The sequence below is a fragment of the Merdimmobilis hominis genome, from assembly GCF_016901855.1.
Classification (GTDB): Bacteria; Bacillota; Clostridia; order Oscillospirales; family Ruminococcaceae; genus Paludihabitans.
The window spans coordinates 1-219 of the sequence record NZ_JACJKY010000099.1; the positions used below are offsets into that span (position 1 = coordinate 1).

Consider the following 219-nt stretch of genomic DNA (forward strand, 5'->3'; position numbering starts at 1 on the left):
CTGTTGCCTATTATAAGCACTTCTGCACTTTTTGTCAATATAAAAATATTTGAAGCCCTGACTTCAGAGCTTCAAATATCTTTTTGTGACGGCGTCTATCTATCTTCCCGGGCCGTCTCCAGCCAAGTATTTTCGACGCTAGTGAGCTTAACTTCTGTGTTCGGGATGGGAACAGGTGGATCCTCACCGCCATCGACACCGTCTTTGCTGCGCTTCCTT

General features: G+C 46.1%; 1 rRNA gene. It reads right to left on the minus strand.

Going from position 1 to position 219, the window contains the following annotated elements:
• Nucleotides 1-86: 86 nt before the first annotated feature.
• Nucleotides 87-203 (minus strand): 5S ribosomal RNA (rrf, locus tag H6A12_RS13250).
• Between the last annotated feature and the right edge of the window lie 16 nt (nt 204-219).